Source organism: Rhizobium favelukesii (genome assembly GCF_000577275.2).
GTDB classification, from domain to species: Bacteria; Pseudomonadota; Alphaproteobacteria; order Rhizobiales; family Rhizobiaceae; genus Rhizobium; species Rhizobium favelukesii.
Genome location: NZ_HG916855.1, coordinates 1,118,750 through 1,143,597 on the forward strand (window position 1 = coordinate 1,118,750; position 24,848 = coordinate 1,143,597).

Annotated in this window: 22 protein-coding genes and 4 pseudogenes; 12 read left to right on the forward strand and 14 right to left on the reverse strand. The window is 58.6% G+C overall.

Going from position 1 to position 24,848, the window contains the following annotated elements:
• Nucleotides 1-94: 94 nt before the first annotated feature.
• Complete coding sequence (locus LPU83_RS68825) at nt 95-1,399, reverse strand: mechanosensitive ion channel family protein (protein WP_024315103.1); 1,305 nt, start codon at nt 1,397-1,399, stop codon at nt 95-97.
• 587 nt (nt 1,400-1,986) lie between these two features.
• Complete coding sequence (locus LPU83_RS68830) at nt 1,987-2,262, reverse strand: hypothetical protein (protein ID WP_141652557.1); 276 nt, start codon at nt 2,260-2,262, stop codon at nt 1,987-1,989.
• 1,162 nt (nt 2,263-3,424) lie between these two features.
• On the opposite strand from LPU83_RS68830, the gene LPU83_RS68835 reads away from it, so the two are divergent.
• The 6 genes and pseudogenes from LPU83_RS68835 to LPU83_RS68860 all read left to right on the forward strand — a co-directional run.
• On the forward strand, nt 3,425-3,736 hold the full coding sequence (locus tag LPU83_RS68835) for a hypothetical protein (protein ID WP_024315105.1): 312 nt from the start codon (nt 3,425-3,427) through the stop codon (nt 3,734-3,736).
• Between the two features lie 8 nt (nt 3,737-3,744).
• On the forward strand, nt 3,745-4,617 hold the full coding sequence (locus LPU83_RS68840) for a transglutaminase family protein (RefSeq protein WP_024315106.1): 873 nt from the start codon (nt 3,745-3,747) through the stop codon (nt 4,615-4,617).
• Nucleotides 4,618-4,713: 96 nt separating this feature from the next.
• Nucleotides 4,714-5,526 carry a transglutaminase-like domain-containing protein gene (locus LPU83_RS68845; protein ID WP_024315107.1) on the forward strand — a complete coding sequence of 271 codons (813 nt, stop codon included), beginning with the start codon at nt 4,714-4,716 and terminating at the stop codon, nt 5,524-5,526.
• 762 nt (nt 5,527-6,288) lie between these two features.
• Nucleotides 6,289-6,630 carry a hypothetical protein gene (locus LPU83_RS68850; RefSeq protein ID WP_225040121.1) on the forward strand — a complete coding sequence of 114 codons (342 nt, stop codon included), beginning with the start codon at nt 6,289-6,291 and terminating at the stop codon, nt 6,628-6,630.
• Nucleotides 6,631-6,733: 103 nt separating this feature from the next.
• Nucleotides 6,734-7,006, forward strand: coding sequence for a hypothetical protein (locus tag LPU83_RS68855; RefSeq protein WP_024315109.1), 273 nt, complete (start codon nt 6,734-6,736; stop codon nt 7,004-7,006).
• A gap of 264 nt (nt 7,007-7,270) precedes the next feature.
• Nucleotides 7,271-7,582: pseudogene (locus LPU83_RS68860) on the forward strand (transposase); the annotation flags it as partial.
• A 36-nt stretch (nt 7,583-7,618) separates the two neighbouring features.
• Here LPU83_RS68860 and LPU83_RS68865 read toward each other — a convergent pair.
• Nucleotides 7,619-7,849 (reverse strand): annotated as a pseudogene (locus LPU83_RS68865) (integrase core domain-containing protein); the annotation flags it as partial.
• Nucleotides 7,850-8,059: 210 nt separating this feature from the next.
• Between LPU83_RS68865 and LPU83_RS68870 the strand changes: the two are divergent.
• From LPU83_RS68870 to LPU83_RS68880, 3 genes are all read left to right on the forward strand, one after another.
• The gene (locus tag LPU83_RS68870) at nt 8,060-9,025 is read left to right on the forward strand and encodes a sugar-binding protein (RefSeq protein WP_024315111.1); all 966 of its coding nucleotides are present in this window, start codon (nt 8,060-8,062) and stop codon (nt 9,023-9,025) included.
• A gap of 76 nt (nt 9,026-9,101) precedes the next feature.
• The gene (locus LPU83_RS68875; protein WP_024315112.1) at nt 9,102-10,643 is read left to right on the forward strand and encodes a sugar ABC transporter ATP-binding protein; all 1,542 of its coding nucleotides are present in this window, start codon (nt 9,102-9,104) and stop codon (nt 10,641-10,643) included.
• A 42-nt stretch (nt 10,644-10,685) separates the two neighbouring features.
• Nucleotides 10,686-11,711 (forward strand): ABC transporter permease, encoded by a 1,026-nt coding sequence (locus LPU83_RS68880; RefSeq protein ID WP_024315113.1) that lies wholly within the window; start codon nt 10,686-10,688, stop codon nt 11,709-11,711.
• 270 nt (nt 11,712-11,981) lie between these two features.
• On the opposite strand, the pseudogene LPU83_RS68885 reads toward LPU83_RS68880, so the two are convergent.
• The 3 genes and pseudogenes from LPU83_RS68885 to LPU83_RS68895 form a co-directional block, all read right to left on the reverse strand.
• Nucleotides 11,982-12,246, reverse strand: a pseudogene (locus LPU83_RS68885) (SDR family NAD(P)-dependent oxidoreductase); the annotation flags it as partial.
• A gap of 207 nt (nt 12,247-12,453) precedes the next feature.
• Nucleotides 12,454-13,347 (reverse strand): NmrA family NAD(P)-binding protein, encoded by an 894-nt coding sequence (locus LPU83_RS68890; RefSeq protein ID WP_024315115.1) that lies wholly within the window; start codon nt 13,345-13,347, stop codon nt 12,454-12,456.
• A gap of 68 nt (nt 13,348-13,415) precedes the next feature.
• Nucleotides 13,416-13,841, reverse strand: coding sequence for a MarR family winged helix-turn-helix transcriptional regulator (locus LPU83_RS68895; RefSeq protein ID WP_024315116.1), 426 nt, complete (start codon nt 13,839-13,841; stop codon nt 13,416-13,418).
• A gap of 199 nt (nt 13,842-14,040) precedes the next feature.
• Here LPU83_RS68895 and LPU83_RS68900 point away from each other — a divergent pair, with 199 nt between their 5' ends.
• On the forward strand, nt 14,041-14,445 hold the full coding sequence (locus LPU83_RS68900) for a hypothetical protein (RefSeq protein WP_024315117.1): 405 nt from the start codon (nt 14,041-14,043) through the stop codon (nt 14,443-14,445).
• Between the two features lie 211 nt (nt 14,446-14,656).
• On the opposite strand, the gene LPU83_RS68905 is transcribed toward LPU83_RS68900, so the two are convergent.
• Together LPU83_RS68905 and LPU83_RS68910 are read right to left on the reverse strand one after the other, a co-directional pair.
• Nucleotides 14,657-15,625: an alpha/beta fold hydrolase gene (locus LPU83_RS68905; protein WP_024315118.1), complete on the reverse strand. Its 969-nt coding sequence runs from the start codon at nt 15,623-15,625 to the stop codon at nt 14,657-14,659.
• 93 nt (nt 15,626-15,718) lie between these two features.
• Entirely contained in the window at nt 15,719-16,405 is a 687-nt protein-coding gene (locus tag LPU83_RS68910; RefSeq protein WP_024315119.1) for a glutathione S-transferase family protein, read from the reverse strand.
• Between the two features lie 103 nt (nt 16,406-16,508).
• Between LPU83_RS68910 and LPU83_RS68915 the strand changes: the two genes are divergently transcribed.
• Nucleotides 16,509-17,084: a TetR/AcrR family transcriptional regulator gene (locus LPU83_RS68915; protein ID WP_029710042.1), complete on the forward strand. Its 576-nt coding sequence runs from the start codon at nt 16,509-16,511 to the stop codon at nt 17,082-17,084.
• 536 nt (nt 17,085-17,620) lie between these two features.
• On the opposite strand, the gene LPU83_RS68920 is transcribed toward LPU83_RS68915, so the two are convergent.
• Nucleotides 17,621-18,007 (reverse strand): winged helix-turn-helix transcriptional regulator, encoded by a 387-nt coding sequence (locus LPU83_RS68920; RefSeq protein ID WP_024315121.1) that lies wholly within the window; start codon nt 18,005-18,007, stop codon nt 17,621-17,623.
• A 126-nt stretch (nt 18,008-18,133) separates the two neighbouring features.
• Here LPU83_RS68920 and LPU83_RS68925 point away from each other — a divergent pair, with 126 nt between their 5' ends.
• Nucleotides 18,134-18,967: an enoyl-CoA hydratase/isomerase family protein gene (locus tag LPU83_RS68925; protein ID WP_024315122.1), complete on the forward strand. Its 834-nt coding sequence runs from the start codon at nt 18,134-18,136 to the stop codon at nt 18,965-18,967.
• A gap of 114 nt (nt 18,968-19,081) precedes the next feature.
• Here LPU83_RS68925 and metG read toward each other — a convergent pair whose 3' ends face one another.
• The 5 genes and pseudogenes from metG to LPU83_RS68950 form a co-directional block, all read right to left on the reverse strand.
• On the reverse strand, nt 19,082-20,647 hold the full coding sequence (gene metG / locus LPU83_RS68930; RefSeq protein ID WP_024315123.1) for a methionine--tRNA ligase: 1,566 nt from the start codon (nt 20,645-20,647) through the stop codon (nt 19,082-19,084).
• A 285-nt stretch (nt 20,648-20,932) separates the two neighbouring features.
• Nucleotides 20,933-21,926 (reverse strand): annotated as a pseudogene (locus tag LPU83_RS68935) (alpha/beta hydrolase).
• Nucleotides 21,927-21,959: 33 nt separating this feature from the next.
• The gene (locus LPU83_RS68940; RefSeq protein WP_024315124.1) at nt 21,960-22,310 is read right to left on the reverse strand and encodes an ethanolamine utilization protein; all 351 of its coding nucleotides are present in this window, start codon (nt 22,308-22,310) and stop codon (nt 21,960-21,962) included.
• 132 nt (nt 22,311-22,442) lie between these two features.
• Nucleotides 22,443-23,279, reverse strand: coding sequence for an alpha/beta fold hydrolase (locus LPU83_RS68945; protein WP_024315125.1), 837 nt, complete (start codon nt 23,277-23,279; stop codon nt 22,443-22,445).
• Nucleotides 23,280-23,885: 606 nt separating this feature from the next.
• Nucleotides 23,886-24,779, reverse strand: coding sequence for an AraC family transcriptional regulator (locus LPU83_RS68950; protein ID WP_225040117.1), 894 nt, complete (start codon nt 24,777-24,779; stop codon nt 23,886-23,888).
• Nucleotides 24,780-24,848: the final 69 nt, after the last annotated feature.

A 24,848-nucleotide genomic window follows, 5' to 3' on the forward strand; every position in this document is an offset into this window, starting at 1 on the left:
CTCTCATTTTCGAACGGATACCAGAAGCGGCGGTTGAAAAACATCGACTTGCAAGCGTGTGACCTTGCCGCGCGTCCCCGAAAAGCCCATTGCTCTATCCCGGTTCAGAGGGGCGTCGAGCAATTTCGACAGGCGTCTTCATGATGATCTCGCGATGCGGGAAGGGAACCGAAATCCCCGCTTGCTTGAAGGCGTCCCACAACGCCATGAGTACCTCGCCGCGAATGTTGGTCAGCCCGTTGCTCGGATCAGAAATCCAGAACCTCAGCTTGAAATCGAGCGAAGAGGATCCGAAGGCCGTCATCCAGCACACCGGCGCGGAATAGGTGTTGGCGATGCGAGGAATGCTCTTTGCCGTTTCTATTGCGATGCGCACGACATCATGCGGGTCGCTGTCGTAGGACGTTCCAAAATCGACTTCGATACGGACGTAGTCGCTGGAGAACGACCAGTTCACCACTTGCTGCGAGATAAAGTCCTCATTCGGTATAAGATATTCTTTGCCGTCTCTGGTAATCACCGAGACGAAACGGGAGCGCAGATCCCTGATCGAGCCGAACGTTTCGCCGAGTGAGATCGTGTCGCCTGGCTTGATGGACTTGTCGAGCAGGATGATGACACCGGAGATGAAATTGGACACGACCTTTTGTAAACCGAACCCGACACCGACGCCCACCGCACCCGAAAACACCGTCAGGGCGGTAAGGTCGATTCCCGTGGTCGATAGTGTGATCGCCCCTGCCAATATGATCAAACCGATCTTGATGAGCTTGCTGATGAGTACCTTGAACGAGGGCGAAAGGTCGGTGGACCGCTGAACCCAATGAGAAGAAACGTTTCCAACCAGTACGGCGAGCCAAATCAGGGCAACCGCCAGAACGATCGCTTCCATGATCAAGAGCAGTGAGAATCTTACGGCACCGATTTTCACCGCAGCGCTGTCGAGACCCGCAATGACCGGGCCATCGAGCCCAACCGTGTAAAGGGCGATGTAGCACCAGCTTCCAATCGCAACGACGCGTGCGAGCGTCTGATTGCGAATGATCCTCGTCAGCACCGCTACGACGAACCATGCAGCCGTGAGTGCCAGCGCCGTTGTGATAAGCCATCGATGGGAGGGCCACGCATAGCGCGATAGCAAGCCTTCCACGAGCCACAACCATACGATCAGGAAGAGCCAACGCAAGCGTCTAAGGAAGGCGACAATAACGCGCAGCAGGTCCGGGTTTCCCCTGATCTTGCGCGCTCGCGCTTCGAAGATTGGCTCTACGCGTTTTGCAGCGAATGTCGAAAGCAGGAAGCCCAGAACCATCAACCCGCACTGGTAGAGTGTCCATGCATTTAGAAGAACCGTCCGGACCCAAACCTCAGCTTCTCTGAAGACCTCTTCGAAACCCACCACTACTCCCCTTATACCAGTGCTTTCAGATTCCTGGGCACCGCTGATTTTCCGATCTGAATCGGAGCATCTGCGCCGCTGCGGCTCTAGCAGGCATTGTTGGGCAATCCCTAAAGCCTTCAGATGCCGCGGAAAAGAAGGATGCGCCGCTACCGTCGCGACTGATGAGCCGTGTCATCCTCCATTGGTCCGCCGACGCCAACGAGGAAACCACCGGCTTATGCCGCTGTGGTTGGTCAGGAAAATGAACGCGTAGCGGCTGGAACGGTACCCTGAATAGCTCGGCGATTCTTATTGACTGGTTTGTAAAGCAGTGTGTCGACCGGCACATATCCGAAGTGCTTTCGACGTTTGCCGGCCAAGGCACCACGATCTGTGACACCTTCCCTGAACAATTTCATCAACAGTCGCGCCGCCACATCGGACTGTTGACTGTTCGTGGCTGTGAGCTGTCCGGTGTACCCAGCCTCATTTAGCACCCTTTGGATAAACGCTGTCTCTTCCTTTGCTTGGCCGGATTTCTTTTGACTGTAAGGAATCTTGCCTCCTTTCCGACGGTCCGATATATGCCGCTACGCTGGGTTTGCCTATTTTCGCGAGCTTTGCTGGCTGCTGAACTGACAAGCAGCGAGGGCAGATATGGCTCGATGGACGATCTGAGCGGAATCGACCGCGTTATTGCCAGCAACATGACGGCAATGGGCCTGCACGATGCGCCCGATTTCGTCCAATCTCTGTTGCATGATACCGTCGTCAGCCGCGACGGATTCTTTCGACCTAGATCTCAGCTGCGACGAGAGTTGTTGAAGAACTGCAAGGCGCTCGTCTACATTCATCTCGGTAATTTTGCGCAGATGATCCATCGTATTGTCTCCAGCTTGAGCAGGGAGATGTCCGATCGGATCCAGAAGAAATGCCTATGTCCGTCGGGTGCAGACCCGTATTAACAAGTGGCGTTGATCCAAGAGCAATACAATATGAGGCGCGCGAAATACCCGCAGGGTCCACCACCATGGGCCGAACTGACCAATGTAACGACCATTGCACTCGGGTGAGGGCGTGTTTGCTTCAGAGATTCAGGACCGCCGACCTCGGCGTATCGAGGAAGGTTGTGTCACGCTTCCCAGGAGGCTTCTGGCATAGAGAGTTACTCAGTCTGCGCCCGTGGGCGCGTTTGAATTTGCGGGTAAAAGGAACAGCCGAACAGGGGAAGCCAGATAAAGTACATAGCGCTCGGCCGCATCCGCCAGCGCCAGCGCTGCCTCCCCCTCGCGCCATCCTGCATTTGTTGCTGAGATCACAATCGTTCCGGGCGATCTTATCATTACACAACAACACTCTGCGTCGCGGCGCGGACCACCAACATGGAAACTAGGTGACGTAATTTATTGCATATTTTGTCTCCATGCGTCAGGAACGGTATCCGTGCGCCACGCCGTGAATAACGACCGACTTATCATGCCCGCCGGATAGAGCTTGCCCAGAATTTCCGACTATATTTGACGATGGATGTCGGAGGACATGATGTCGTCCTTTCGGTAGCGGCAAGCGTGTGTGGACCCTGATCAGCAGCGCCCTGAAACGTGCTGCCGAAGTCGAGAAGAAGCGCCTTCGGATGGCGCTAAGCAGGTTATTAATACGAGTTGTCTCATATGCCTCTGAACGCTTTGGCCGCCCGACGCGCATTCGTTTTGACTGCTCTAGCGTATGAGCGCACAGTGCCGGCTTCGGGAAGCTGTTGGAAGCGACGGTTCGAAGGACGCTGCCGCTAATCTCTCGCAACGATTGAAGATAACGGCCTGCGAGCCGAGGTGGAGCGCGCGCTACGAAGGCATGTAACTTTTTGATGCGACCTGTTCTCATCTAGGCAAGTGGCCGCTTGTGATCGCGGATGTCGTGTGCAGGAACATTGTTTATGACATCGGACGGATCTCTGATCCCGATGCTGCGTTTTCCAATTGCTATCTGGGCCGGTTGCCAACCTGATCCAGGCCGCCGCCGTCTCGCCCTGGATACTGAAGGGTCATGGACGCCATGGAAAACGATCACTGGATCGTCGACGATTTCGGAATGCACTCCGAAATGCGCGACGGAACGTTCGAAATAGAAGCGCACAGACTTGCCGAACTGACGTCTGTTGATGACCGGGATATTCTGTATTGGCCTGTGTATATCGCCAGCGAAACCCGATTCGACATAGAGCGCTTTCTCGAAGCCTATGAGGAGGCGCTTGTGAAGCACGCAGGCAGATACGCGGCGGTCATGAATCCGTCCCTTCTGGCCGAGAGCGCGGAGGCGGCTCGCGACATCTGGGGAGAACGTCCCGTTTGCGGGTAGGCGCGACCATGAGCATCTTCTCCGTTCGTCACGTCACCTCCTATCGCTATTTCCGCGAAGTTGCTTTTGGCGAGCACCGGGTGATGTTTCGGCCCCGCGACAGCTTTGATCAACGGCTTATCGACACATCCCTGGCGATCGACCCGGAGCCGCATCGTGTGCGATGGATTCATGATGCTTTCGGCAACTGTGTCGCGCTCGTCGATATTGCATCTTCGGCCCGCGAGCTGCGTTTCGAAACCCGGATCACGCTCGATCATACGCCTCAACTCGCACTCGATTTCCAGATTGATAGTGCCGCCTTGACCTACCCGTTTTCCTACGATGCGGACGAGGTTCCCGATCTCGCGCCGGCAATTCAGCGTCACTACCGCGATTCTGACGACGAGATCGGACGTTGGGCCCGCCAGTTTGTCCGTTACGGCCAGCCGACGGAAACTGGCCATCTGCTGATGACACTCTGTTATGCCATCAGCGAGAGCTTTTCCTATCGCCGCCGCCTTGAACACGGAACACAGACGCCGGTTCAGACCCTCTCGCTGCGTTCAGGATCCTGTCGCGATTTTGCATTGCTGATGATGGAGGCGGTCCGCTCGCTGGGACTCGCCGCGCGCTTCGTTACCGGCTACATCTACGTCGCCGACCGCGATGGCAGCACCACGCTTGGAGGAGGCTCCACACATGCCTGGTGCCAGGTCTATCTTCCCGGCGCAGGCTGGACCGAGTTCGATCCGACGAACGGCATCGTCGGCAATCGCGATCTTATTCGCGTGGCCGTCGCACGTGACCCCCGCCAGGCGGTTCCGTTGAGCGGCAGCTATGATGGCAGCGTTTCCGACTTCGATGGCATGACGGTGCAGGTCAACGTTACGACCCAATGAACTGCAACGGGGGCAAACTCACGGAACTCCACAGTGCCGTCTACGTTTGGCAATTGCGTTCCGTGCATGACCGATCTCTCCAATAAGGAATATAGGATGAAAATACATGCCGGATTCCATATAGGCTACGAGTGTACACAGCCGACCCCGATGCTGATGGCGTTGAACATTCATCCCTCCCGTCGTGTCGATCTTCTCAGCGATCAGATACTGACCTTCGACAGGCAAATCGAGGCTTGGTACTATACCGATGTGTTCGGCAATGCCTGCAGCCGCATTGTCGCTCCGCCGGGGCTGACGACGATTTCCACGGAGTTCGAGATTTATGATAGTGGGCAGCCGGATATCGTCCCGGAAGGCGCCTTTCAGCATGCGATCAACGACTTGCCGAACGAGGTGCTGGTCTTCCTGCTCGGTAGCCGCTATTGCGATACTGACAGGCTCGCTGATTTTGCCTGGGGACGTTTCTCGTCGACGCCACTCGGATGGCGGCGCGTGCAGGCTATCTGCGACTTCGTCCACAATCACATCAATTTCAATTACCTGAAAGCCGATCCGCTCCGAACGGCATATGGCGGGTTCACCGACAGGACTGGTGTCTGCCGGGATTTTGCGCATCTTGCCATTACGCTGTGCCGTTGCATGAACATCCCGGCGCGATATTGTACAGGCTATCTCGGAGATATCGGCGTGCCGGCCGATCCCAATCCGATGGACTTCAGCGCTTGGTTTCAGGTCTATCTCGGCGGTCACTGGCATACGGTGGACGCGCGGCATAATACGCCGCGCATCGGACGTATCCTTATGGCGACCGGGCGCGACGCGACGGATGTGGCCCTGTCGACGGCGTTCGGGCCGGCAAAGCTTTCCCGTTTCGAGGTGATCACCGAGGAAGTGCAGCAAGGCTGATCTGCTGTACACGTCGGAGACGCACATCACGCTTCCGACGAGTGGCCACCGGATTCGCCGCGAGGCGAATGATTCGATTGGGCAGTTCGATACGGAACGGACCCGAAGGCAGCCCTCTGGAAATTCGCGTCAAGCAGAAGTCGAGACTCTATGGAAAGCAAAGAGACGACGGTGCCGTGGCGTGAGAGGCAACCGGCTTGAAAGCCTACCGCGAGCTATTTCGCGCACTTTATCGAAGCAGGTATTCAGGACCACGCGCATCGGCGTCTGCGACACGCCGATGCGACGGTTGTCATCCTGCACGATCTTGTCGTCCCTGCAGGATGCGTTTCATCGATGTCGGGCAATGCGAACGGGACCGAGAAATGTACGATGGTGCTCATGATGTGCGCTGACATGGCGACAGACTCCAAGTGAAGGCTGTGAACCGCTGCGGATACAAGCCTTCATCCGGCCGGTGGTATCGGGCATTGCCAATCGGAATTCGGAAGGTGGCGATCAAGGGTTTTAGATGCCCCAAGCAGCCTTATGGCCAAAATGACGATTGGACCACATTGCGTTCAAATTAACCTGACAAGTACGAAACTGGAAAAACAAAAGATATAAACTTACAATTTGTCGCTATGGGTAGAAATTAATTGGAAGATCTGCGAATAAAACAAAATAATAAATAAAATTTAAACCTAAATTACTTTAGTGTGTTATTGTGATGTTGCGCAATATTGCGTGTTTTCACTCAGATTGGATATGGACATGCGAGACATGACCTGGCTTCGCCCCGGCCTATGGGGAGCGTTATGCGGCGCGGTCGCACTTGCGATCGTCGGCTTCACATGGGGCGGGTGGGTGACCAATGGCAGTGCTCAAAAAGCCGCCGGGATCGAGCGAACCTCGGCCATCGCGGCTGCGCTGACGCCCTATTGCCTCGAGCGGGCGAAAACGGATCCGGCTTCGGCAGAGATCATGGCCGCACTCAAAGCAGCCGGCACATACGGGCGTAGCGACGTTATCAAGAAGGCAGGCTGGGCAACGCCGCTTGGCAGCAGCGAGCCAAATGCAGACCTTGCGCAGGCATGCCAGATTGCGCTTGGAAGCGCTGGCTAATTTCATAGCCTTGGAAGGATCGCGGAGCTTGAATGGAAGGCGTCATGCCACGAGCGCAAAACGGTCCGGTCGCGATCAGTCAAACAGGATCGACGGATGACCGATGCTCAAGGATAAAATCACCAAACCGGCCTCTTTCGGCAGGAATCGTAGTGCTAATGAAAACCGTCCGATAGCGAGCCCATCAGCTGAGGAATTGATTGTTCAAGCTTCAGACGCTCGTGCAACGTTGCGCAGCGGACACGGCGACATACCAGAGGATGTCGCGGCGGAGGGGAAGCTGCCGACCGACGAGCTCCCAACGATGAAGGAGCTTGAATTGGCGCGGGATGTTCATAACAGGAAAGTTGCCTTCAAGGACACCGATCGGCGATGATTCACCATGGCGTTCAACTTGGACCCTGAGGCTGCCGCGCGGAGGGCGGCATAGCCAAGGCCCATTTGGAGACGAGCGCTATGGTTGACCCTGATCGCGATGGGCTGGCTTAGATAGCGCCAAAGTTGCTGCCGACGCCCAGTATCGGCGTTCAACGACTCATTTCATCAGCCCCGCCGCCCTCAAAGCCGGCTCGATTGTCTTCTGGATTCCGGAGGAATGGGCTTCGCCGGGAGCGGAGGAAACCAAGCGGTCGGCACCGCCATCAAGTTGATCCTCGACAATCATTCCGCACACATCTCGAAAGAAACCAGAGCCTGGCTCGATAAACAACCGGCAGGCCGCTTCGAATTTACCTTCACGCCCAAATACGGCTCCTGGCTCAACCTGATCGAGGGCTTTTTCTCCAAGTTCGCCCGCTCCGTCCCGCGTCACATCCGGGTGACCTCAAAACATGAGCTCAAGGAACGCATTATGGCCGGTATCGAAGACGTCAATCGCCATCCCGTCATTCCTGGTCATACAAGCTCGCCGAGGCCGCTTGATATGATTCGAACCACGAAAACGGGCGACTAGACCACTATCAGCCGAGTGAATGGCCTTCGGATGGCCATTTCTGGTTGCTGCATTTGGGACGGTAGCGGCGGGTTGCGGTGCGGAGCCATTTCGGCCACGCAGCACCGCATCATGTCGCGGATTGATCGTCGGAGCGAACTCAGCAGCTGTCAGCCAGCCGAGCCGGAATGCGGTCGATGATCGTTGTAACCGCTGCGCCAGTTTGGGCTGATCGAGTGTGGTCAGTGACGAGAACAGCGTTTCATTCAAGAACTCGTCTAGCATTTGTGCCGCCTTGGGCGGATTTGACCTAGCATCAACATGTATCGGCCCACATTCATATTACTATTTACTAATTAAGATTCTGGTATACCGTCGGGGAGCGATCGGCACCTATGCCACACGTCACTTCGCGACGGGCCCTTGGAGGGGGCGCGCATCCGGCCGGCCGTAAGTCGCGAATGGGCCCTCGCAACTGCGGCCCTCGGGAGGTGTATTATGAAACAGCTGAAACGCAAAAATGCAGCCTTGCTCTTCGCCGGATTGATGCTGAGTGTGGCACCGATAGCTACATCCCATGCTGCCGACAAGCCGACGCTCGCATTCGTCGTCAACGGGGCGTCCGACTTCTGGAAAGCCGCCGAGGCGGGGGTGAAAAAGGCGCAGGGCGAAATGCCGGACTACACCATGGAGCTGAAGTATCCTGAGCAGGCGGCTGTCGCCATTCAGCAGCGTCTCATGGAAGATCTCGTCAGCGCCGGCGTCAAGGGGATCATGGTTTCCGCCGTCGATCCCAAGACCCAGACGGACGGCCTCAACAAGATCGGCTCGCAGACGGCTCTCTTCACCACCGACAGCGACGCGCCGAAGACCAACCGCGTCGCCTATATCGGTTCTTCGAACGTCGACGCCGGCAAGCAGGCCGCCGAAATCGCCAAGAAGGCGATGCCGGATGGCGGCAAGTGCATGGGCTTCGTCGGTCTGCTGGGCGCCGATAACGCCCGCGAACGCATCGAAGGCATGAAGGAGGGGCTCAAGGGCACCAAGATCGAGCTTGTCGATGTTCGCGGTGACGACATCGACCAGACCCGTGCCAAGAAGAACGTCGAGGACGCGCTGGTAGCCAGCCCCGACCTGACCTGCATGGTCGGCTTCTACTCCTACAACACCCCGCGCATCTATGAGGCGCTGCGCGACGCAGGCAAACTCGGCCAGATCACCGTCGTCGGTTTTGATGATGACCCGATCACGCTCGGCGGCGTCAAGGAAGGCACGATCGCCGCAACCGTCGTACAGCAGCCGTTCGAATGGGCCTATCAGGGCATGAAACTGATGGCCGCCTACCTCAAGGGGGACAAGTCCGGCGTTCCCGCCAACGGCTTGATCATTATCCCCACGGTGATCATCGGCAAGGATGACGTTGACAAGTATGCCGCCAACCTGAAGGCCATGACTGGAAAATAACCCGCCTTCGCGGCGGCGGCACTCGCCGCTGCCGCGAAGGGATCACGCCAACAGTATTAGCAGTCATGGACAGGCGATGAATCATAGCTCCGACATTCCGTCATCGGACGCGCCCTCAACGCCGTTCCTTTCGCTTTCCGGAGTTGGCAAGACCTATCCCGGCGTCGTTGCACTCGAGGGCCTCTCAATGGACATCGTGCCTGGCGAGGTCATCGGCCTTGTCGGCGAGAACGGGGCTGGAAAATCGACGCTGATGAAGATTCTCGGCGGCGTGATCGCACCCGACCGAGGCAAGATCCTGCTCGACGGGGCAGAGCTTCGTTTCCTCACTGTGGAATCGAGCATCTCGTCCGGCATCGCCTTCGTGCATCAGGAACTCAACCTCTTTGAGAATCTCGACGTTGCCGCCAATATCTTCCTAGGGCGCGAACCGCTGAAGGCGGGACCTTTTAAGCTCGTCGATCGCGATCGACTAAGGGACATGGTGAAGCCGCTCTTGAAGCGCGTGGGCGCGCATTTTTCCGCCGACACACCCATGGCGTCGCTTTCGCTTGCTGAGCAGCAGATGGTGGAAATCGCCAAGGCGCTGTCTATCAACGCGAGGCTCGTAATCTTCGACGAACCCACTTCCAGCCTTCCGCTGGCGGAAACCGAGCGGCTGCTCAGCATCATCAAATTGCTGAAGGCGGATGGCATCAGTGTTATTTTCATCTCGCATCGTCTCCACGAGGTTGAGCGCGTGGCCGACCGGGTCGTGGTACTCCGCGACGGCGCGCTTGTGGGTACGCTCGCCAAGAAGGACATCGGCCACGACCAAATGGTCAAGCTGATGATCGGCCGGGTGCTTGCGGCCCGTACTGCAAAGCCACAGCGCTTGCCCGGCTCGGTTGCGCTGAAGGCAAGCGGCGTGCGCACCGCGGCCTATCCTGGCCGCCCCGTCGATCTTGAAATCAGGTATGGAGAAATCATGGGGCTTGCGGGCCTCGTCGGGTCGGGCCGCACCGAGCTCGCAAGGGTACTCTTCGGCATCGACCGGAGTTACGGCGGAGCCGTTCTGCAGGACCGACAGGAAATTGTGCTGCGTTCCGCGCGGGACGCCGTTGCTCGCGGCATTTTCCTGGTGCCGGAGGATCGCAAGCGCAACGGCATTCTTCTTGATTTCCCGATCGCCCAGAACATAACCCTTGCAGATCTCCCCATGCTCGCCAGCCGCTTCATGCTTTCCGCCGAGCGGGAGACGGCGGCGGCCGAAAAGCAGCGCGTTCGCCTCGGCATCAAGACGCCCTCCGTTTCGACTCGAACCGGCACTCTGTCTGGCGGCAACCAGCAGAAGGTGGTGCTTGCCAAATGGTTGTCGATGAGCCCGAAGGTGATGATCTTCGACGAGCCGACACGCGGCATCGATATCGGCGCGAAGAACGAGATCTACGGCCTTATGCGGGCGCTTGCCGATGCCGGTGTCGCGATCCTGATGATCTCCAGCGACATGGAAGAAGTGATCGGCGTTTCTGACCGCATTGCCGTCATGCATGAGGGCCAGATCGCCGGCATTCTCGATGAGGACGAATTCAGTCAGGAAAGCGTCCTTTTGCTTGCTGTCGGCAAAGGCGTAAAATAGCCGCTGCGGCGATATAATTAGGTATCGGGGAATGGATCTCGAATGATCAAAAAAGATCTTGGACTGCTGCTTTTGATCGTCGTCGTCGGCATCGTCGTCGCCATCATCAATCCGCGCTTCCTGCTGCCAATCAACCTGGCGAATACCGCCAACCTGATCGGCCTGTTCGGCATCCTGTCGATCGGCCAGGCCTACGTCATCATTACAGGCGGTATCGAACTTTCCGTGGGCTCGCTCGTAGCGCTTCTTGGCGTACTGTTTGTCGATTTCGTCGCGGTCCAGGATATGTCATGGCTGCTGGCGCTACCACTCATTCTAGTGCTCGGCGCGGCCATAGGTGCCATTCACGGCTGGCTGATCACCCGGCTGAACCTGCAACCCTTCGTCGTCACTCTCTGCGGCCTCCTTATCTATCGCGGGGCGGCGCGCTTCTATACGGCCGACGGAACGGCGGGTTTTGCGTTCGGCCAAAATTTCCCAGACCTTGAATTTCTGACCGCCGGACGGTTCTACGGCGTTCCCAACACCTTCATTGCGCTCGTCGTCATTTCCGTGGTCATGTGGGTGGTGCTGCATCGCTCTGTCTTTGGGCGTTATCTTTACGCGATCGGCAAGAACGAGGAGGCCGCCCGCTATTCCGGTATCCGCACCGGCCGGATGGTGATGTCGGCCTATGTCATCTGCGGACTGCTTACGGCGCTTTCGGCGATCTATTTCGCCATGTACACACGCTCGATCTCGCCGGCCAGCCATGGCCAGTTCTATGAACTCTATGCGATTGCCGCTGCCGTACTCGGCGGCTTTTCGCTCCGCGGTGGCGAGGGATCGATCGTTGGCGTCGTGCTCGGAACGGTCCTGCTCCAGGAGTTGCAGAACCTCGTGAATCTGCTCGGCATCCCCTCATCGCTGAATTTCGCCGTGATGGGTGGCGTGATCCTTATTGGCGTCCTGATCGACCAACAATGGAACGCGATCCGTGCACAGCGCCGCCTCGTCTCTGCCGCCCGGCAGACCGAAGCGCGCGTTCCGGACGAAGGCACATTGCCGGTGGTTGCCAATCAGGACTAGGCCGGTGGATGAGACCAGCGTATAAGGCTGCCGCTCTGCTTGCCGATCTCATGCCAATTCCAACTCATTCTGATCTTCTTGCACCGAGTATTGACCCGGAGTGACTGGCGTCACCCATTTTATTGAACCCAAACCAGGTTTTTGCGTCGACATGTGTATTCGACGGGCGGTGGGCTTCCCGTTCCGTCGTGCGCCCCCCGCAACTACTCTCCTCTACGATCTGGTGCTCCCCCGTTTTCTCCAGCCGCGATCATTAGTCGCTCAGTCAGGAAAGATGCCGAGGTTACTGACGACAATGTCGGGCTCGGGGTTCGGCTCGGATCATGGCGTCACATCCCTCGGCGCCAGGGAGGTCGAGCGCATGACCACGGACACGGCTGCTGAGGTGCGTCACCGCCGCATCGACCTTTTGCTGGGTGCGGCCGTTGATAATCATTTCTGCACCGGCCTGGTGGAGCCCGCGGGCAATGGCAAATCCGATTCCTTCGGTCGATCCTGTAACGAGGGCGACTTTACCGGAAAGGTCGATGTTCAACTTGCTTTTCCTGGAAGGTTGCTTGGACAGCGCTTTCATCGCGCCGCCACTGGCTTGTTGGATGGAGCCGGTGCCTTCGGCTCGGTGATGCAGATGCACCGTTGGACGGGCGATCAGATGGTAGTCGGACGAGAAGCGCTTCGGCTTCCTCGCCTCAGGCGAAGATTCACGCCGGGAAGGCTCAACGGCGATTGAACCAGAGCGGCTTCACGCCGCCGCGTCGAGACTATTGAAGGCGGCCCGGTGCGACGTGACGAAGTCCTGAACGGTCATCGGCGGCACGCCCGTTACTTCGGCGATGATCTTGTCGGCGCCTGAGAAGATTCCATTCTGATAGTCGACGGCAATCGCGCAAAAATGCTGGATCAGAAACTCGGGCAAGCCGAACTTTTCGAGTCGCTCGCGATAGGCGGGGATGGTCAGCGGCTGATAGCCGATCTTGCGGCCGAGCACCTCGCTGATGGCCGCAGCGATGCCCGGCTGGTCGAGTTCGGTCGGCCCATGGAGCCTGTAGGTCTTGCCGATATGGTCGGCCGGCTCGGCCAGCAGCGCGGCGATCAGGCGGGCCTGGTCCTCGGCCGCGATCGGGGCATGGCGACCAGCGCCATAGGGCAGGTCGATGATACTCTGCTCGACGATCGTCTTGCGTGCAAACGGGTAGAGCAGCCATTGCGAGAAGAAGGTCGGTCGCAGGTGGATGGTGGGAACACCCGACCAGTCGAAGATCTGCTCGGCGATCCAGTGATCGCGCGCTGCATGGCTCTTGGAGTCTTCGCGCGCCGAGATCTGCGACATGTTGATAACGGCCTTCAGCCCGGCACGCTTGGCCGCATCGGCGAAATATGCCGTCGTCTGGATGATGCCTGGACGGACGGGATAGCAGAAATAGGCGGCGGTGGTGCCGGCTGCGGCGCGGATCGCGTCATCATGCTCGAAAAGGTCGCCAACCACGACCTCGGCCCCTTCGCCGCGAAGCGCGTCGGCGCGCTCGTCCTCCTTATGAACCATCGCGCGGACGGCATGGCCTTTTTCGAGCAGGCGTTGGACTGTGTAGCGGCCGGTCTCACCGGTCGCGCCGGTAACGAGGAACTTGTCGGTCATTTTCATCTCCTTGTTTATGGCTGCATCATAAGATGTGTAATTACACACTTTTGGGTAAAAAAAGGGAGCTACCCCCCGAGGTTCAGCTCCAGGATTTCATCGCGCATGCGCACGGCGCGGTCTTGTCCGACCTCCCGCTCAAATGCGGCCTGGGCGTTTTCCCAAAGGGGAACGGCCTCCGCCACCTTTGCGACGCCGGAGGGGGAAAGCGTGACATCGAAGGAGCGGCCGCTATCGGCTCTACCGGCCACAACCCATCCGGCCGCCTGCAGCGGCTTCAGCGCGCGGACAAGCGTCGTGCGCTCCATACTCAGCATCTGGGCCAGACTGGTAATCTTCAGAGACACGTAGTCTTCCAGCAGCGACAGAATCGAGAACTGCGAAACCGACAGACCGGCAGGTGCCAGATGATTGTCATAAAGACGGCTCAGATGCCGCGCGTTCTGGCGGGCAGCGAGGGCGTAACAGAGATGGGGACCAGTGGGTGTCGGCATGGGGTATATCTAAATGTGCAATTGCACAGTGTCAAGTCCGAACCTCGGCGATCGACCGACACGTGCCAGACTCGGCACAATCCGGTTCCAAGGTTCATTGCTTGGAGTGCAATTACACACTATGTTCCGCAATGTCGGAGTTGAGTTTGGATCGCGCTCACGCGGCCACCCCAGGAATCACGCCATCCGGAGAAACGACATGTCGAGCAGCAACGGAGAAAAGCACCCATTCCTGGATGATCTTGCCGATGACGCCGAACTAAGAGGGACGGTTATGCGCCGTCCGGTTTCGGGTCGGGACAACGTCAAGCGCCTGGTCGAAGTCGTCGGCACGCTCTATGCCTCGCAGACGCCCACTTTCTATGGTGCGATCGGTCAGCGCCATTTCGTGCAATATCAGGCAACACTTCGCACCGGCCTCGATCTGGAAGCGGTGGGCGTCATCGAGCGCGACGAGGCCGGGCTGGTGCGGCGCGTGACGATGACGTTTGCGCCTTTGGACGCCGCGGTGTCACTGTCGGCAGGACTGGGGGGCATCGTCGGGCAGGAGTTTGGTGACGATCTCTTTTACGACGCGTCGGTCAACGAGATCGCGACATCCTGATTTGCCAGGATCGGATTCGTTCACAGTAAGACTCCCGTCGCCCCGGGGAATGCCCCCGCGACGGCGACCGGATGTCTCGTGTCAGGTCTTATTCTACCCGATCGGCTCTGAACCGATCGTCGCGCCGTCTCGTTGGAGAACGGTGCGAGGGCGCTCAAAGTCGCCGGGAGCCAGGCTACGTCCGGCCCCCGGCCTTTTGGACGATGGAGCGTCAACCGCGAAGGAACGCCAGCAGGTCGGCGTTCAAGCGGTCCTTGTCCACATGCAGCAATCCATGCGAGCCGCCTTCGTAAACGATGAGCTTGGCGTGAGGAACGAGCCCGGCGGTCAACTTCGCGGAGATCTCCAGCGGTACGATCTGATCGTCACTGCCGTGGACCACCAGCGCCGGCACGGTGATCTTCTTCAGGTCATCGCGGAAATCCGTTTCCGAGAAGGCGCCAAGCGCATGGTAGGCGGCAAGAAAGCCGGTGGCCTGCCCCTGCCGCCAGTAGCTCTCCCGCAGGCCTTCCGAGACGTGTGCCCCCGGACGATTGAAGCTGTAGTACGGCATTGTGACGTCGAGATTCCACTGCGACCGGTTTGCCTGCACGGCTGCGCGGAACGTATCGAACTGCTCCTTCGGCGCACCGTTCGGGTTCGCGGTCTTGAGCAGGAAGGGCGTTACCGAGGAGACGAAGGCGACCTTGGCGACGCGCCTCTGGCCGTGACGCGCGACATAGCGTGCGACCTCGCCACCGCCCATCGAGTGGCCGACGAAGGTCGCCTCGCGCAGATCGAGCGCCTCGACCAACTGGTTAAGGTCGTCGGCGAAGGTGTCGTAGTCGTAGCCGCTGGATGGCTGGCTCGAGCGCCCAAAGCCCCGACGATCGTGGGCGATAACGCGATAGCCGTTCTGCAGCAGGAAGAACATCTGGTCCTCCCACGCGTCGGATGAAAGCGGATAGCCATGGCTGAACACCACGGCCGGCCCGGTGCCCCAGTCCTTGTAGTAAAGGCTGGTGCCGTCTTTCGTGACGAGATGATCGCCCGTCGGCTTGCCGGCACGGGCTGACGCGGGTGATTTTGCTGCCACCGGGGTTGCGGCGGCACCGGCCGCCGCCAGTCCGATGCCGGCGATGGCGGCCCCTTTCAACAGGTTGCGCCGGAAAGCGTTGTCGGGTGTCGTAATCGTAGACATGAGTAAACTCCATGAAGAATATGCTGCCTGGACAGCGTAAGTGGCGAATGTTGATTGACGCGTCCGGCGGTGTTCGAACCGCTTTCGCGTGGATTAGAAGCCGAGCCTGCGCAGATCCTGAGTGACGAACATCTGGCCGCTCCGGTTTTTGACGCTCGGCAGATCAGAGACCTTTGCGCGCCAGGAATGAAGCGCGGAATGGTCTTCAGGGATGGCAATGCCGGCTGCATCCGCGAACATCAGCCCGGCAAACACAGTGATGTCGGCCATCGAGAATGCATCGCCGGCGACGAATGAACTGTCCTGCAACACCGCGTCGAAATACTTCATGCCGGCGAGCGCCTTATCACGCTGGCGGTTGCCCCATTCCTGGCGGCCAGCCCATTCAGGGCTCTTGAACACCTGCAACTCGGCGCCCAGACCCGGCGTTGCGTGGTGGAAGTAATTGCCGACTGCATCGAGCAGCTCGGTCTCGGCCCGCTTCTGCATCATGTGGATGACGGCCTTTTGCTTCGGCGTCTTGCCGGTGAGCCGCGGATCGCCGTCAAGATTGTCGAGATATTCAGTGATGGCGGTGGCCTCACTGATGTAGGTGCCATCGTCGAGCTGGAGAGCCGGCAGCACGCCGGAGGGGTTCTTTTCGAGGAAGGCGGGTTGCTTATGTTCGGCGGCGATGAGGTCGACCGAGACAAACTCGACCTGCGGTTCAAGGCCCTTCTCGGCAAGCACGATGCGGATGCGGGCCGGATTGGGAAAGCCGGGGCGATCGAAGATTTTCATGGGAGACTCCTTGTCTGTCTATCGATAGATAGATTGCTGGCGCTATTTAGCTCTTCCCTTTTCCGGCGTCAACAACTATCTATCGAGTGATAGGTGCGGAGCGATGATGGCAAAAACCAAGACGGATATGCGCGAGGCGGTCATGGCGGCTGCAAGAGCGACGGTGCAGTCGCATGGCTACAATGCGCTCAGCTTTCGCGAACTCGCGAAAGAGGTCGGGATCAAAAGTGCCAGCGTGCACTACCACTTCCCGACTAAGGGTGACCTGGGCGCTGCATTGGCGCGTCGCTATACCGAGGAAGGCGCGGCTTTTCTGGCGGAGCTACTAGCGACGTCTGTGGACGCGGCTTGGTGCATGGACAGATACGCTGAGATCTTTCGCTCTGCCCTGGCCAACGACAACCGCATGTGCCTGTGCGGCATCATGAGCGCGGAACTTGACGACCTTCCTGCGGAGGTCCGGACCGAGGTCGATAAATTCGCCGAGATGAACGTTGACTGGCTTGCCAGGGTGCTCTCATGGGCAAAGCCTTCGCAAAGCGAGCAGGACCTGCGCGAACACGCGATGGCCATCTTTGCTGCGATCGAAGGGGCTCAACTCGTCGCGCGTGGTTGCCGGGACATCGCCATCTATGACCGGACGATCCGAGCCTATCGGAAGGCGGGTCTTATACCATGATCGGCTGATAGTGTCTGATGGGATTGGGCCGGCCGGGTTGGTTGAGCGAGGCCGATCGTCGCGGGAGTTTGGTCAGATCGTGCTACCCACCGATGAATGACACCGACCTCAAAGAGAACGAGGCTTCATCTTCGGACTAAAGCGTTCTACCCGAGATATGGGCCACCGACGTCCCGAACTCGCCCTTCCGCTCGCGACGGTCCGCGAGGCATCATTCCTACAGCAAGATTGTCCTTTGAGGTCTGCTACGCGGCGAGCGTGGGAATTGTCTGTTCAACTAATCGCAAGAAAGGGTGTTGCGAGCCCCCGCAACCACTCGACAGCACGCCACGCTACTCAAAGCTACGATCCTGTACGCAAGAACACTGCGATTAGTCGCTAAATCCCCGGCACAAAAAGCAATTTCCAAATTCCGCGGGGGCAATGCGGTGGTCTGAAGGTTGCCAGGCGTCTAAATAAGCCGAGAATCTCGCACGAGGGCAGGTCATCCAACTCGCGCGCTGGCGTGCAATATTGGTATCTCCGCGAATCGCCGTTCAGGTCGCGGCGCGATCTTCGCGCGCGTCATAGCTGCGCTGGCAGTCCTGAATCACGTCGATGTTCTCGACAGTCCAGTCGAACAGGATCGAGAACGGCCCTTGCAGCGATCGGCCGAGTGGCGTCAGCGCATACTCGACGCCGAGCACGCGTCCATCCAGAACCCTACGTGTTACCATCCCGTTGCGCTCCAGCTTGCGCAGCGTCTGTGTCAGCACGCGTTGGGTGACGCCATCGAGGCGACGCTTGATGGCGTTGAAACGCCGGGGTTCGCTGAGTACCGCCAGCACCATCATCGACCACTTGTCGGCGATCTGGTCGAGGATCACCCGGCTCGGACAGTCGGCACGATAGATCGGGTCGTTTTCACTTGTCGACTCATTCATCGGTATCCTCCGGCATCCCTGGGATGCTTCAGGTGCGTAATTGACGTCAGGTATCCAATGAATACCATTAAGGTCAATGGCGCGAAACACCAGCGCCAGAGTTTCCCGAGAATAGAGATTTTACGTATGACAGACACTGATTTCAGCCGGCTTCGGATTTCCCGGGCAGACGGCGTTACGACGATCACGATCGACAATCCGCCGGTAAACGTTCTCGACGTCCCCTTGATGAGCGAGATCCGCCGATTTCTCCTTTCCGTTCGTAATGAACCGGACACCCGCGTGCTGGTTTTTCAGAGCGCCGATCCGGAGTTCTTCATTGCCCATGTCGATATGACATTGATCGATGATCCGCATGCCTTCGACGAGATTGCCCGCGAGGCTTCGGAAGACCTCAATCCGTTCCAGGCGTTCGGCGAACTTCTTCGGGAACAGCCGCAGGTGACAATCGTCAAACTCGCCGGGCTGGCACGCGGCGGCGGAGCGGAGTTTGTCGCAGCCGCCGACATGGTGTTTGCCGCCGAAGGGCGGGCAGGGCTTGCTCAATGCGAGGCCCTGATGGGGATTACGCCCGGCGGTGGCGCCACCCAATACCTGTCCAGTCGGATGACGCGCGGCCGGACTCTTGAAGTGATCCTCGGCGCTGACCTCATGGACGCGACGACGGCGGAGCGTTACGGATGGATCAACCGGGCGCTTCCGGCCTCCGAACTCGATGGCTTCGTCAACCGATTGGCGCGCGATATCGCCGCCTTGCCCGAAGGCGTCATCGCCGCGGCCAGGAAGGCGCTGCCTCCCGTAGACCTGCGGGAAGGCTTTCGCCGCGAGCATGACGCTTGGGCAGGGCTCTTCGAACGTCCTGCAGCCGAGAAGCTCATTCGGGGCGGGCTCAAGGCTGGCGCACAGACCAAGGACGGTGAGCGAAATCTGGAAAGCTTGCTCCGTGCGTTGGAGGCTTGAGGTTCTTGACTGACGCAAGACCGCAAAACCGCTATGGCGAAATATTTCGCCACAGCGGTTTCGGATGGCCCTTGCAAGGCGCATGTGCGCCTCGGAAGTGCTAAGGCTGCTGCATCACGACCTGGCTTGCACCACTGTTTGGCGCGGGAAGAGAATCTCTCCTGAAATCGTCCTCGCTCCGCTGACGACAAGAGGGGTACTATAATGTGCGGGGAGCGAGATTCCGAGCTTTGCATGTATCCTGGAAGCGGCCTCCGGCAAAAACGGGAGCAAACAACGAGCGACGATCGCAAGCCCATAGACCTGCTCTGCCAGAGCTGCCCCGAGGCGATCCGAGACTATTTGTCGCTCCGTTTCCTCGAGCCCGCTGATCAAAGCCTTGGCATCAGACCAAGGTGCTTTTCGCGTAAACTCCCTGTTCGCGGACCCTAGATAGGAAAAGATTTCTGCCAGACCGAGATGAAGTTCGTAGTTGTCGAAGGCATTTTGGACTTTCCCGGCAAGATCGGCTGCTTCGCGGACAAGCGCGGTGTCGGGAACCGCTGGCGTCACGCCGGAGAAGGACGACGCCAGTAATCCGAGAACCCGATTGACGAGATTCCCAAGCTGCCCGCCGAGTTCTCCCGACCATGCCGCCTCCAACCTTTGTGCGGAGAAATCCCCATCATCAGCCGAACGGATATGGCGTAGCAGGTAATAGCGTAGTGCGTCCGGAGTTCGATAGTTTTCTACGAGGCTATCGGGACTAATGCCGTTGCCGGCCGATTTCCCGATCTTTCGCCCGTCGACCGTCAGGTAGCCGTGAACGAAGATCGATGACGGCAGTGGTACACCAGCGGACAGAAGTATTGCCGGCCAGTAAATTGCGTGGAACTTGGAAATTCCCTTTCCGACGAAGTGGGTACGCTCGCCTTGCCGTGCCCAAAATTGGCGGAACAGCGCCTCGTCGGAGCCGTAACCAAGGCCTGTCAGGTAGTTCGCCAGGGCATCAAACCAGACATAGATAACTTCGTTGCTGCCGGGCACGGGAACACCCCAGCCGCGTGCTCTTTCCGCACTGCGCGACACACTGATGTCCTCGAGTCCCCGCCGGAGCAAGGCGAGTATCTCGTTTCGCCGGCTCACCGGAACGACGTTCAATTCGTCGGTCTCGATCAGATGAAGGATACGGCCGCCGTAACGAGACAGGCGAAAGAACCAGTTTTCCTCCTTCACGATTTCGAGCGGGAGACCGTGCTCCGGGCATCGGCCGTCATCGAGATCCGCTAGGTCGTAGAACTGCTCGCAGCCCACGCAATAGAAGCCCTCATAGGCCTTTCTATAGACATCGCCATTCTCGGCGCATGCGTTCCACAGGGAATGGACGCAGGCGGTATGTCTTGAATCCATGGATGTGCGAACGAACGTATCGTTTGAGATGTGAAGGCGCTTGCCAAGCTCTTCGAAGCGGTCTGCATTTTCGCCGACGAAGTCGGCAACCGGGCGTCTCGCGGCTTCCGCAGCGCGAACGTTTTTCAGGCTGTTATCATCCGTACCGCACTGGAACCTAACGTCTTTGCCGAGAAGTCGGGAATGGCGAGCATAGGCATCGGCCTGCACGAGTTCGAGCGCAAAACCCACATGCGGTGCGGCGTTGACGTACGGAATCGAGGTGGTGATGTAAGTCGTCGTGTCATTCATTGGCATATCCTTGTGAAGGTTGAATGTCCCTCAAGGCGGATCGACCAATGAAAAACCGCCTCAAGGGCGGTCTAAGGTGCATCAGAAGCGCACAAAATCCGCCACGCTAGGAGCGCAGCATCATCATTGTGGAGTTGGCGAAACTTCTGTTCATGTTGTCACTGCTATCATCTGGCAACAACGGGAGCAAGGCCGCACTTGAGAGGCGATCCCGCAATCATGTTGCTGGTTGGTCCGTTCCGCAACAGGCCACCAATTCCAGCCCCCGACGCAAGGTGTCGATCGTCAGCGAACGGATGCCGGCAGACACTCCATGACAAAACGGATGACTTCCGCCGCGAGCTCCATATCTTCCGGAGGCCCAGAGAATCCTCCATGCGGCATCGCCTCGAACACATCTCGACCGGAGATCCTACGCGCCGCAGCTTGCGATGAAGTCGCACCGCATTGGTGAGGAACAGGTCGCGCGTCCCGCTTTGCAGAAATATTGGAGGAAACCCGGCCGACATTTCTCCAAAAAGCGGGGATAGGTATGGATGCGACAGGTCTGCCCCATCCGCATAAAGCAGATTGTTCGACATCAGGGAGTTGGGCAGCACGGCATCGACGGTCCGGTTGGTTTGAAAGCTGTCGCCCGATTCCGTCAGGTCCAACTCCGGGGACAGCAATACGGCACCTGCCGGAAACGGCAGGTTTTCGTTGCGTGCCCGCAGGATAGTGGACATGGCAAGATTGCCGCCGGCCGAACGCCCGCCAAGCACGACGCGGTCGGCCCCATACCGATCGACCACGTGTAGGTAGACCGCCATGCAGTCGTCAAGCGCTGCCGGATAGGGATGATTCGGAGGCATCCGATAGTCGATACCATAGCAGATCATGCCAAGCAGGTCTGCCTGCAGCCGGGCGCTCCAGCGACAGGCGTTGCCACCGCCGAAAACCAGCGCGCCGCCATGCAGATCGATAAAGACGCAATCTCTGAACCGAAGACTGTCCGGCGTCGCGACGTGAACGGTTGCCGTGCCAGGCGTAGGGTTTCTATTGCGACCTTCGTCTCATCCGTGGTGCCCCTGAGAGCGTCGGCGTAATGTGCGTCGGCTGCGATCTGCAGCCGGCGCCACGCCTCCTGATCCTCCGGTGCCGGTATCGGGTAAAGCGCATTGAGCGGTGTGCCGTCATCTCGTACAGCAGCGCGCAGCATAGCCTGTGCTTCGGGACTGATGCTCGGCGATTTATGATCCTCCGTGCGCGGCGTGGCGGCAGCCTTCGATGGAGAGAAAATCGAAATAGATTTCCAAACGCAACACGTTGCCGATCAAGCTTCCGGCTGCTGCCAATGAGGATAGGTCACATAAGCGGTCACGGCCCCTGCCTCGTGGGAGCGGATAGTCACCCTGTCGCCTTTCTGCATGGCGATGATTTCTCCGCGACCAGCCGTCACCGATTTGTGAGCGTCGAAGACGGTGATCTTTCCTTCAAGGATCACCATTGTGTCGTGCACGGTCATAGTCTCCTCCAGTATCTGGTCTGGCCCATAGCGCCCGAATCCGATGGTGACCGGCCCGCCGTGGCGCTGATCGAGGAGGTTGCCGGTGAAGATGTCACCGTCCTGCCCTGGCGAGCGCTGGAATGCTGCGTCGGCAATGGTGAACTTGTGAATGGTCATGGACCGACTCCTTTGAGATTGGCTTGGGGAACTGAATGCGGCATGCTCCTCCGGACCCCAACTGCGGGACGGGGAAAGGCGATGGCTCGACTGAACTGTGGGACAGAGCCGGGCGCTCCGTCCCACAGGCTCTCAGTTGGTAATGAACTTCAAGAGATCCGCATTCAGCACATCGGCATTGACGGTCAGCATGCCGTGAGAATAACCGGGATAGGTCTTCAGCGAGCCGTTCCGCAGAAGCTTGACCGCCTTCAAAGCCGAGGCGGCGATCGGAACGACCTGGTCGTCCTCGCCGTGCAGCACCAGCGTCGGCACAGTGATTGCCTTCAAGTCCTCTGTCTGGTCGGTTTCCGAAAAGGCCTTGATGCCATCATAGTGCGCCTTGGCGCTGCCCATCATGCCCTGCCGCCACCAGTTCTGGATTACGCCTTCATAGACCGTCGCGCCCTCGCGGTTGAAGCCGTAGAACGGGCCTGACGGAACGTCGCGGAAGAACTGTGCACGGTTGCTGGCCAGTACCGACCGAAAACCGTCGAAGACCTCCGTCGGTGTGCCTTCGGGGTTGTCGTCGGTCTTCAGCATCAGCGGTGGAATTGCGGCGACGAGAACGGCTTTGGCCACCCGGCCCGCAGGCTCGCCATGTCGCGCGACGTACCGCGCCACTTCGCCGCCACCGGTCGAATGGCCGATGTGAACTGCGTTCTTCAGGTCCAAGGCTTTGGCTACGGCAAAGGCGTCGGCTACGTAATGGTCGATGTCGTGCCCTTCGGCAACCTGTTCCGATCGTCCATGCCCGCGCCGATCATGTGCGACGACGCGATAACCCTTCGACAGGAAGAAAAGCATCTGCGCATCCCAGTCGTCGGAACTGAGCGGCCAGCCATGGTGAAATACAATGGGCTGGGCGTCCTTGGGACCCCAATCCTTGTAGAAAATCTGAACATTATCGTCGGTCGTGACAAAGCCCATGGTGAGTTCTTCCTTCTGGGGTGTTGATTGTGACAGGTTCCGCGGCACGCGCGGTGCCCGGCAGTAATGTTAAGCACGCTGCAAGTGCCGCGGCCGAGATCAGAGCATCGCGACGCTGAGCGGCAGGCCTGGGGTTGAGATTGGAGGCATGGAGACGTTCCGTGGTTTAATCAATATGTGGCTGTTGCTCACGAAGGAGCTCTGTCCAGCATTCCATGACGGTCTCGGCGATGGCGCAGCAAGTGGATGTGCGGCTAAAAGGTTGAGTGTGTCCTTGGCTGGCTTTCGAGTTTGTAGGTTTGCCGGCAGATATGCTCCCAAATGCTGCCTGAGCCTTGATGTCATTTCGAACGGAGACGCGGTAGTGCACCGTCGCGCGAAGCTGTGTCGCTGAACGAGGAACGCCGAAAGGAATTTGGCCCCTCGCGCCTCCGAACCGGCAGATCATGCAGTCGGATCGCCGACATCGTTGTTCGTTTGTCTGGGCACGGATCGAGCTGATGCACCAAGAGTTCACGGCTCCGGCTAACTCGGGACCCTGATAATGTTCTTCAACCAGTCTATCTTGCAGAGCTTTGCACTTATCCTAGGCGGGCGCGGCAGGATTCAGCGTTGCAGGTCAGCCACGGGCGCAGTGCCAAACATGCTTTTATACTCTCGACTGAATTGCGACGGGCTTGTGTAGCCGACCTCATATGCCACGCGCGATACATTTGAGCTCCCAGCGGCAAGAAGCTTTCGAGCTTCCAGCAGGCGTATATGACGTTGGAAGGCCAGCGGGCTAAATCCTGTGACAGCCTTGAAGTGCCTGTGAAAAGAGGTGACGCTCATGCCGGAAGAGGCCGCCAGGTCGGGGATAACAACGGGTTCGCTGTGGTTGGCGGCGAGCCAGTCAGCCGCAGTCTTGAGCTGTTGAAACCGATCGTTTCGCTGGCCGATCTGACGGAGCGTATCGCCCATAGAGCTCTGTAGCAGACGATAGTAAAGCTCGAACTCGTAGTGCGGTGCGAGCACGCCGACGTCATCGGGCGTGGCCAAGAGCCCCACGAGACGAGCGAACGCGTCGCCGACCTTGCCATTCAGATCGCCTGCCGCGACCGCGCACGTCCAGCGATCCTCCTGTTTGGGCATATCGAGCATGACGCGCGTGAGCATGCCGATATCAAGATGAAGGCTGATACCGACGTAAGGGAGCTCGGGCGTCGCGCCGGTCAGTTGGTGGATATAGGGCAGGCCGAAGGACGATGCGGCGCAGGCACCCGCCAGCAGTTCGAAGCGATTGGCGCCCATGGTCAAAACCTTGGTGCCCCGTAAAACGGCGTAGAACATGGGTTCGAACACGGCCGGTGTGGGTGACGTGGCGCGTGTGCTTGTCCATAGCGTCAGGCGTGGAACGGAAGTCGGGAGGCCAACAGTTCCCCGATGTCGCGCAACAAAGGGAGTAACGTCGTTCAGCAGCTGAGTGGTTGGTTTTACAGGATCTGCCATCACCTCAAGCATGAGTGATTTGGAAGGATCAGGCAAGTCTCTGAGAGAATCGGGAATGTGGCCTCCGTCATGTCTGCCTAT